Source organism: Providencia sp. PROV269 (assembly GCF_028477785.1).
In the GTDB taxonomy this organism is placed as follows: Bacteria; Pseudomonadota; Gammaproteobacteria; order Enterobacterales; family Enterobacteriaceae; genus Providencia; species Providencia rettgeri.
In genome coordinates this window covers 1-9,817 of the sequence record NZ_JAMPLV010000014.1, presented here as the reverse complement: position 1 = coordinate 9,817, position 9,817 = coordinate 1, and the positions used below count along the sequence as shown (strand labels likewise).

Genomic DNA, 9,817 nt, shown 5'->3' with positions numbered 1-9,817 from the left:
ATTGAGAGTCAGGGGGAATATACTGATTTTATGAATACTTAAAGTAATCCCTTACTGAAGTAAAAAATGATGAGGTTTTTATATCATTGAAGTAAAAGTTCAGTACTGTATATAGATAATTAGTAATGAAGATAAAAATAACTGAATTATAAATTTATACTGTCATTAAAAATAAAGTAATTGTATTCTTATTCTATTTAAATGAAATGCATAATAATTTAAATAGAACTTGAATTATATCCCCTCGGTATTGCTTTTATTTTATTGAGTTTAGAATTCAGTACCTTATGCTTGTTAATAATTATTTTACGATATTATCGTGATAAGAAAATTGATATGCAAGAAAATTTATTTAAAGAAATTATGCTAAAAATGAAAATCATGCGTTATAATAAGGTCGTTAGAACGATTATTTGAGAAATGGTTTTATGTAATGAAATTATTTTCAGGAATGATGTAAAAAATTTAAAAGCATGCGTTATAATTCACTCAGTATAGTTAGTTAAAAAAATTACTTTTAAGTAACATATTATTAAGTGAAATGCATAATTAATAGTTCATGTGGTAACATGGATATGTGAAATTGATCTTATCATAAAGAATCAGATGGCATTTTAACAACACTATTTTTATAAAACTTTTATTGGAGGAATATATGAAAATAGAAACAAAATATTTAATAGCGAAATTACTCAAGGAGAAAACATGATAGAACATAATCGTTATAATAGAAGAAGGAATAAAATACTTACAAATAGAAAAACACTAAACAAAAGCGTAAGAAAGAAGAAAAGATTAGATTCTATTTCTCTTACATATGAACAGTACCTGAATATTATAATCAGTGACATATCTTACTGTAGGATCTGTAATCTTCTTAAGATGAATATAAGTAAAGCTTTCTTTCGTGATCTGATTAGTAATAAAATCCCCGAATTTTCGGGTTGGTATGCCAAAGCTAAATCTATGTATTCTATAAGGAAGTACATATAATACTTTTGATGTAATACATTTCAACATATAACTTTTACAATCTTTTTTGTTAGAAATGGATTGTAAAAGTTATTTAACGACAACAAGGATAAAAAAGTTGAATAAACTTAAATACGTATCTGCACCTTGTGGAGCAGGTAAAACGCATTACATATGTAATGAAATTAACAATAGTAATGATAAATTTTTAATTGTTCAATGTACTCAAGAACTAATACGAGATACAGCAAAAAAGATTAAAGATTGTAAACCTATCACTACTGACTCAATATCTAATGGTAAGCGAGTTATTGATCATGTTATAGATTTCATGAATAGTCCAAGTAATAGAACACTAATCATTTCAGATAAAACTTTTTTTAAAATACCTATAGAACTCTTATCTGGATGGGTTATATATTTAGATGACGTAACTAACTTCCATGAATTTAAATTAATAAATGAAGGTAACGCCAAGATAAAGGAAGTAATAAAAGATGAATTGATATGTAATATTAAAAACCTCGATGGTAGCGAAGAGTATATAATAGCAGATAGTAAATTAAAGTCGCATGGAGATATTGTTAGTAATATTTCCAATGACTTTTCAATTATGAAAAACAATCATATTTTAATAATGAATAAGAGTTACTTTTTAGACTCGGATAAAACGCAATTAAGCATAACAGGTTTTAAAGACCTTAATAGATATGTTGAACTAGATATAACATTCTTTAGTGCTAATTTTGAAAACTCATTGATATATAAAAAAAACAAAAAAATTTTAAAAAAGGAAAACATTCAAAGCTTACTTACTAGAAAAATTCCTCTTAAAGATAGAATTAAGGTTTATTATTTTTCAGAAAAGATACAACTCTCGAAAACCTGGAAGAAAAATAATCCTGAAAAACTAAAGAAAATATATAATTACTTGAATGATAAGCTTAAATATGAAGAATTTTATTGGACAAAAAACAGAGCTGACATTCAAAAACTTAATGACGGTACAAAGATAAGCCCAGATCCTAGAGGCTTAAATCAGTATAGTAAGATTAAAACCTGTGTATGGCTTGCTTGCATGAGGCCATCAGATGTAGAAGCAACTCAATGTAAATTATTTTTTGAACTATCTATGGCAGAAATTCATCATGCTAGAGAATATGAAAGTTTGCATCAGTTTGTACTTAGAGGGATATCAAGAGATTATAATAGTACTGAGATACAGACTGTTTATGTTTTCGACAAATTTCAGGCAAACTATCTCACTGATAATATTGAGTATATAGATCTTGGCCTTGATGACGATGAATGTGCACTGAGAGGAAGACCAAAAGGCTCTACAAACAAAGAAAAACGTTTTACTCTTTCTAATACAAAAGCTAGCCGCTTCAGTCGCTGGAAAGCAAATAACCCAGAGCTTAATGTTTCGGAATTTAATAAATTTCTATCAAGCCAAATCAATAAAGATCTCAATGAAGAAGAAAGAAATGAAATGTACAATAAGTACGAGAAAGCAATTCAAAAGAAAAATAAATAACCCTGCTCTTTGTCAGAAACACTATCAGACATTCAAAATGTGTCATAAAAATAATCCCTATAATTATATAAGGGAATAAATTTCGGACATATCAATGAGGAAGGGCAATTTAAATTCTTTTTATTGCTCATTTAGTAAACCGCAAGCTCGCTGCGGTGAGCTATGTGAGCAATAAAAGGAATTTATTGCGTGTCTAGGTCTCGCAAGAGACTAGACTCAGTTACCAAACGAATAAGAATGTATATTATTTTTCTTCGCAGAAGATTACTCTCTTGGCGAGAGCAATCACTGGTATTTCTTCTTTTATTTCGTTTTTTTCGCGAAAAAAACTCATAACGAAAAAATACCTGCACTAAATCAGTACTGAACTAAAAAGTACTATTACTGACCTTAGAATATGCCCATGTCGAGCGTTAGCGAGTACATGGCTAAGTGAGCTAATTTAATTTTTCTTCGCAGAAGATTACTCTCTTGGCGAGAGCAATCACTGGTATTTCTTCTTTTATTTCGTTTTTTCCGCGAAAAAAACTCATAACGAAAAAATACCTGCACTAAATCAGTACTGAACTAAAAAGTACTGTTACTGACCTTAGAATATGCCCATGTCGAGCGTTAGCGAGTACATGGTTAAGTGAATTAATTTTGTTTTTCTTCGCAGAAGATTACTCTCTTGGCGAGAGCAATCACTGGTATTTCTTCTTTTATTTCGTTTTTTCCGCGAAAAAACTCATAACGAAAAAATTCCAGCACTAAATCAGTACTGAACTAAAGAATACTATTACTGGCGTTTAGAATATGCCCATGTCGAGCGTTCGCGAGTACATGGCTAAGTGAGTTAATTTAACTTTTCTTCGCAGAAGATTACCCTCTTGGCGAGAGCAATCACTGGTATCTCTTCTTTTATTTCGTTTTTTCCGCGAAAAAACTCATAACGAAAAAATTTCAGTACTGGATCAGAATTGAACTGAAGAGAACTATTACTGACCTTAGAGTATGCCCATGTCGAGCTTTAGCGAGTACATGACTAAGTGAGTTAATTTAGTACTGGATTAGTACAGAACTGAAGAGAACTATCATCGATCTTAGAATATGCCCATGACGAGCTTTAGCGAGTACATGGTATTTCAAAGATTATATGACCTAATAACATTGATCGTTATCTCCTATTGATTGAATAGTTATCGATAGGTTTAATAGATTTTAACGATCGTTTTTGTTTAATTGATCGTTTTTATCGATCAATGTTTTAGAGTGTGATATAATTGCTTCAATTAAATGTAAAAATCTAATCAAGGAGAATTAGGTGCCTCAACTAATAGCTATTGTTATCACTACATTTTTAGCTGTATTAGCCTATAAAAAATGTCTACATACTTTAAGGGGAAAGAATTTAACTACGTAGTATATGCTCCACGTATTGAACCAATCCTGACAAGAGTAAACCAAGTACTTTACATTTATATAAATGTAATAACTAAACCATTAATTGAATTAGGAAATTAATCATGAAAAAAATAGGATATGTATTATTGGCAGTAGTTGCCTTGTTTATGTATGCTATTTACACAGGTAAACAAACACCAAAACAACCATCATTAACAGAAAACGATATTGAACAACAAGTTCAAGATGCTCATAATTTTTTAATTAATAAAGAACGTTTACGTAAGATATACAGTTCTGATATAGAGAAAACCGAAAGTTATGCATATGATGTCGGTATGTGTGTTGGTTATTACAATCAACAAGCAATCACTAACCCAGTACTGAAAGAGCAAAAGAAATTTGTTAAGCAATTTTATGATGCTCAAGTTAATTCTATGATTGCAGTACTTCCTCTCTCATCCAAACAAGTAGTTTATAATGGCATTGAACACGGTATGATATCAGAAATAGATGGCGATACAGATCTTAACACAAAATGTACACAGGTATATATGAACGCTTTAAACTCAAAACTGTAACAGGAAATTAAAATGGAATTCAAACATCTTATTATTGCTTCGGTATTATTATTTTCATGTTCGGTTAATGCTAATCCTGAAACATTACGTAATATATTAGGTACTACCGGTATTACAGTATTGGGTGATAGTATACAAAATGTAACACAAGAGCCAAATAAAAAAAACACAGCAATAAAGACTATTGAACATATTTCTGAAACGATTGAATTACCAAAAACAAACCAATATGAATTGGTTCGAAATAAAGTACTGGACGTTAACCGTTACGTTGTCGAGTACAAACGTAATAAGAAGAAATCACAAAAAATGATGTACGGTATTTCACGTTGTAAGGGTTATTATAATATTAAACGTATACATGATTTTAATACTCATGGTAGGTATAGTAATTTCTATAATGTTCAAGTAGACGCATTACGAAGAGTTCTACCATGGGGACAACCAGAATTACGTATTGGTTTGCAAGATGGTATCTATGCTGCCCAATTTGGGGATAAATCATTTGAAAACCAATGTAAAGGTTTTTATAATAGCGAAATTAGAAAAGCCATAGAAGAAATTAATAATTAATTAGAGATAATGTTGATAAATGCTTTTATATTTTAGCAGTCTACCATCATATGTTTTAAAACAGTACTATAATTAGCTGAAGAGATAGTATATTAATTTTTAGAATGCTATTGTAAAAAACAAATAAGTTTTAAGGTTAGAATACTTAAAGTAATCCTTACTAAATTAAAATATGATGTAATAGGAATTAAGCAATTATTAATAAATATAAAAGAATGACAACTTTAAATGATTATAAAATAGCAATATTAAAAATCACAAATAGTAGATGAAAACAAAATTAAGGAGTTTTAAAATGTCAGAATCAAATAAAAGAATAAAGCCCATACATGTGATGGTAAAAGAATGCGTTGATAAGCAAATAGCACTTGGCGAACGAATTTTGAATAATAATGGATTTGGACTTAGCACTAGAACAAAGGACTTTCCTAGTGATGACTTAATTAAAGCAAGAAAAAAGTTACTATTTAAAAAATAAATCCTGAGAATAACCCACATTAAATACATTTTACATTTAATGTGAATTATTTGGTTTAATATATATAATTATATTAATTTCATTTTTATTTTAAATAATACATCTAATAATAAAAATAAAACAGTAGATCAAAAAATGTGTGATACATATTACGATCTTGCAGGTAATATATAATAGTAATCCAATAAATTGAAGTGAGTTACATAAACTCACTCTTTAGTTAAAGTAAAACCTTTTAATACTATGATATCAATAGGGTTTTCCTATGAATATATAATAAGTTAAAAAAATGAGCTATGTTTGTTGGTTAACTGATCGTAATTTCTTCACTCTAAAAACTGTAGCTCGACCACAATCACAAAGCTTAGCTATTTCATCAGCAGTATATTTTCCAGTTTCTAGCATTTCACTTATTTTACTATGCAGTACTGCATTTTTTTGTTTTCCTTTGTATTTTCCAGCCTTTTTAGCAATAGCAATACCTTCGTCTCTTCTAGATGCAATAATACCTCGTTCAAACTCTGCCACTGCTCCCATCATGGTTAAAATTAACCTTGAAGCGGGAGAATTATCAAAACTCATGTTATTGTCTAAGAACCTAACAGTGATTCCTTTTTCTACTAACTCATCCACTAGCGATAAAAGTTCCTTAGTATTACGGGCTAATCTATCAATAGACTTTGTAATGAGAGTATCACCTTCCCTTAAATGTGATAATAGTAATAGTAGTTCTGGTCTGTCGTTAATATATTTCCCTGACACTTTCTCTTGGATCACTTTGTCGCAAATAGGCTCCAGTACTAAAAGCTGCCTTTCTAGATTTTGATCTTTTGAAGAAACTCTAACGTATCCGAATAGCATATTAAGCCCTTTGGTATCATTTATAATATCCAAATGATACTGAATCATATAGATGGGTTCAAGTACTAAATGATACTATTTTAGTTGAATTAGGCGGGTATCATTAGGGAGTAGTCAACTGATAATTCTTGGTAAGAGTAAATTACATTAAAGTAAATGGTCTAAAATTTACAATCATTAGCATATTAATTATTATATGGTGATCAAAGTCTAATATATCTAAAATTATATTTTATAATAAAATTAGCTGATTTATCATGAGTAGAAGTGATTACTATATAGAGGAAGATATGAACATAATAACATCAATAAGCGTTAAAGGTCTGTGGGGAACCCAAGATCTAGATATAGAAGTTAATAAAAAAACAAATTTTATTATCGGAGTTAATGGAACAGGAAAAACAACACTAATCAATCTATTAGCTGCTGCATTAACACTTGATATTAGTAAACTAGCTCGTATTGAATTTACTCAAATTGAAATAAGACTGAAGGATGTGTCAGTAAATCGTAGGCCTACAATTTTAGTATCAAAAATTGAAAGCGAATTTTCAAGTGTTGCAATCAAATACAGTATTAAAAAGACTATCAGAGATGATGCTATTACCGCAATTTTCGATACTGATATATCCAAATTTGAAGGTCTAGTTGGGTTTGAATCACATAGACGAAGAATACACTCTAATTTTAATTATTCTGAAACTAAAGAGTTATTAAATGATTTAATACAAGTATCATGGTTATCTATTAATCGTTCTGAAAATTTATATAATCGAGAATTCGATAATAAACAATTATCAAATATAGATCATAAAATTATTGATTTAAATAATAATTTGGTTAGATATTTTTCACTTCTATCCCAGAAATTTTCAGAACATACAGTAGAATTCCAGAAAAAAAGCTTTTTGGCATTAATAAATAATGATGGTGCAAATGCCATTCTTGAATTTTCAAAATCAATTGATATTAGTAAGGAAAAAAATACGTTAATTGATGTTTTTGATATATTAGGCGTGAAAAGCAAAGATTATGTTAGAAAATTAAACGACCATTTTTCTAGATTAGAGGCTGTCAAAAATAGAAATGAACAACGTGGAATTTCGGTGGATGATTTTTCAGTACTATATAATACATGGAGAGTCCATGCTTTAATCGGAGATTATGAAAGCTTACAAGAAGTAAAACATTCTATTTTTGAACACAGAGACAATTTTATTAAATTATTAAATACAATGTTTAATGGCAGGAAGGTTTTTTCTGTATCTGAAAAAAATGAATTGATAGTAGTAACAAAAGATAGTAGACCTATAGGTCTTAATGAACTATCTTCAGGTGAGAAACAATTACTAATAATTTTAGGTGAAACATTATTACAAAATTCCAAACATGTAATTTATATTGCTGATGAGCCTGAATTATCTTTGCATATAATTTGGCAAGAGCAATTAATTAGTGCGATTACAAAATTAAACCCTAATACACAAATAATATTTGCCACACACTCTCCAGATATAGTTGGTTCTGAACAAGATTCTATTATCAGCATGGAGAATCTTATTTCATGACATTTAAAAGAACTAAAAGTGGCCTAAAAAATTATAATGCTTTCTATAATACAGAGGTTATATTCTATATTGAGGGTAAAAACACTAATCAACTTGATTGTGAAAAATTACCTGATGTTATCTTTTATTCTTCATTGATTAAAGCATTTTCTCAATATCAAAAAATAAAACTAAAGGTAGTGGGAAATAAGTCTAATGTTTTAAATTATCATGATAAAATAGTGTCGGAAGGAATAGATGACTCATATGCGATTATTGATAAGGACTATGATGGGATTTTTTTTAGTAGATTAGAATCAAATAAATTGTTAACGACTCATGGTTATAGCTGGGAAAATGATTTTTGGTCACAGAGTTTATGTGATGCTTTATTAGAAGATATTAGTGGTGATTATTCAATTGCAATTAGTACGTTCAATACTAAACATCAACGTTCTATTAGACGTTTAAAATTAGTTAATAGAGCTAATATTATAGCTTCATATTTTGGTGTTAATTTATTCCCAATAGGAAAAAAGGGAGGCGATAAGGGGTGTAATTTTGATGTGAAATTGAATTTTCCATTGTCACTATCTGAGGTTAAAAGAATAACTAGAGCAATGCCTAATGATTTTAAAATAGACTTAAATTATAGAAACTTAGTTGAATCTACTAATTTAAATTTTTGCAATCTAGTTCAAGGTCATTTTTATGAGTTTATTATCATGAGCTTGTTATCATATTCCTATAAAAAATCATCAGGCATTAATAATAATATTAATGATTTTGGAATTCTTAAAAATTTAGCTTTGAATAAATTCAAATTAACACCTGATAAATACTTAAACAATTCAACATTAGTGCATTACGAGAACCAATTCAAGAAACTAATTTAATTTTTTTAAATTGACCACTATGTTTTTTATATTGGTCAATTTAAATACTTTACTCTCACAATATCTAATATTAATTAATCTTTTATTTATATGTGTGGTGATTGAAATTATAAAGAAAGGAAATAACTAAAGGCCTAAAAACTATTAAACCACTTCTCATAGACTCATTATTTATATTCAAAATATTCATTGTAAATATATTTTTTTAATTATTAAGGATATTGTGACACTATTAAAATTAGTATAACTCAAGCTCTATTTAAATTATTATTCATTTCATTTAAATAGAAATTGAATACAATTACTTTACTTTTAAAAGTAGTATAAACTTATAATTCAGTTTTTTATATTAATTATTAATTATCTATATTAAGTACTGAACTTTTACTTAAATGATATAAAAACCTCATCATTTTTTAATTCAGTAAGGGATTACTTTAAGTATTCATAAAAACAGTATACTCCCCTGACTGACAATAATTCGAGTACTAAAGGCAGGTAACTTTGTCACGAAAATTCAATGAACTTCAGTTTTGTACTTATCATAACGCTACTCTATCAGTACTGATTCCTTCATGTATAACATAATTAATTATCATATGGATATGAAATTTAATAAACAATAATGATGAGTTTTTATTGGTTTAGGATTCAGTACTAATAGAGCTAATTGATCAACTCAATAGTGATATTGATTTAATGCTCAATAGCCCTGATTGGTGGTCGTTAATCAGTAAAAAATGTCCAATGGTAATAATGTATATCTTAATACCTCTGCTGCCCCATTGGACACTTTTTTATAAAAATAAAATGGCAAGTACAGTAATCAACAAATATCCATTGATAGCTCAGTTAAGGTGTATACACACCAATAACTGCAAATCAGTACCGAACTTTTACTTCAATGATATAAAAAGCCCTTCATTTTTTACATGAGCAACAGATTCCTTAGAGACTTTCGATAGATAAAATCCATCCTGACCCAAAAC

At 28.5% G+C, this 9,817-nt stretch carries 7 protein-coding genes; 6 read left to right on the top strand and 1 reads right to left on the bottom strand.

Annotation, left to right across the window (positions count from 1 at the left end; genetic code table 11):
* The first annotated feature begins 1,090 nt into the window (after positions 1 to 1,090).
* From PR683_RS15755 to PR683_RS15740, 4 genes are all read left to right on the top strand, one after another.
* Entirely contained in the window at positions 1,091 to 2,509 is a 1,419-nt protein-coding gene (locus PR683_RS15755) for a type III restriction endonuclease subunit R (RefSeq protein WP_272581888.1), read from the top strand.
* Between the two features lie 1,505 nt (positions 2,510 to 4,014).
* The gene (locus tag PR683_RS15750) at positions 4,015 to 4,473 is read left to right on the top strand and encodes a hypothetical protein (RefSeq protein WP_272581887.1); all 459 of its coding nucleotides are present in this window, start codon (positions 4,015 to 4,017) and stop codon (positions 4,471 to 4,473) included.
* A gap of 12 nt (positions 4,474 to 4,485) precedes the next feature.
* Positions 4,486 to 5,046, top strand: a complete 561-nt coding sequence (locus tag PR683_RS15745; protein WP_272581886.1) for a hypothetical protein — start codon at positions 4,486 to 4,488, stop codon at positions 5,044 to 5,046.
* Positions 5,047 to 5,341: 295 nt separating this feature from the next.
* Positions 5,342 to 5,524: a hypothetical protein gene (locus PR683_RS15740; protein ID WP_272581885.1), complete on the top strand. Its 183-nt coding sequence runs from the start codon at positions 5,342 to 5,344 to the stop codon at positions 5,522 to 5,524.
* Between the two features lie 294 nt (positions 5,525 to 5,818).
* Here PR683_RS15740 and PR683_RS15735 read toward each other — a convergent pair whose 3' ends face one another.
* Positions 5,819 to 6,385, bottom strand: coding sequence for a recombinase family protein (locus PR683_RS15735; RefSeq protein ID WP_272581889.1), 567 nt, complete (start codon positions 6,383 to 6,385; stop codon positions 5,819 to 5,821).
* A 257-nt stretch (positions 6,386 to 6,642) separates the two neighbouring features.
* Here PR683_RS15735 and PR683_RS15730 point away from each other — a divergent pair, with 257 nt between their 5' ends.
* A complete protein-coding gene (locus PR683_RS15730) occupies positions 6,643 to 7,953 on the top strand; it encodes an AAA family ATPase (RefSeq protein WP_272581884.1) in 1,311 nt (436 codons plus the stop codon).
* Positions 7,950 to 8,828, top strand: coding sequence for a DUF4435 domain-containing protein (locus PR683_RS15725; RefSeq protein WP_272581883.1), 879 nt, complete (start codon positions 7,950 to 7,952; stop codon positions 8,826 to 8,828). The genes PR683_RS15730 and PR683_RS15725 overlap by 4 nt, the downstream gene beginning before the upstream one ends.
* Positions 8,829 to 9,817: the final 989 nt, after the last annotated feature.

Excerpts from the sequence above, each read along its gene's own strand:
- PR683_RS15750 (WP_272581887.1), top strand. The coding sequence starts at position 4,015 with ATGAAAAAAATAGGATATGTATTATTGGCAGTAGTTGCCTTGTTTATG.
- PR683_RS15745 (WP_272581886.1), top strand. The coding sequence starts at position 4,486 with ATGGAATTCAAACATCTTATTATTGCTTCGGTATTATTATTTTCATGT.
- PR683_RS15740 (WP_272581885.1), top strand. The coding sequence starts at position 5,342 with ATGTCAGAATCAAATAAAAGAATAAAGCCCATACATGTGATGGTAAAA.
- PR683_RS15735 (WP_272581889.1), bottom strand. The coding sequence starts at position 6,385 with ATGCTATTCGGATACGTTAGAGTTTCTTCAAAAGATCAAAATCTAGAA.
- PR683_RS15730 (WP_272581884.1), top strand. The coding sequence starts at position 6,643 with ATGAGTAGAAGTGATTACTATATAGAGGAAGATATGAACATAATAACA.
- PR683_RS15725 (WP_272581883.1), top strand. The coding sequence starts at position 7,950 with ATGACATTTAAAAGAACTAAAAGTGGCCTAAAAAATTATAATGCTTTC.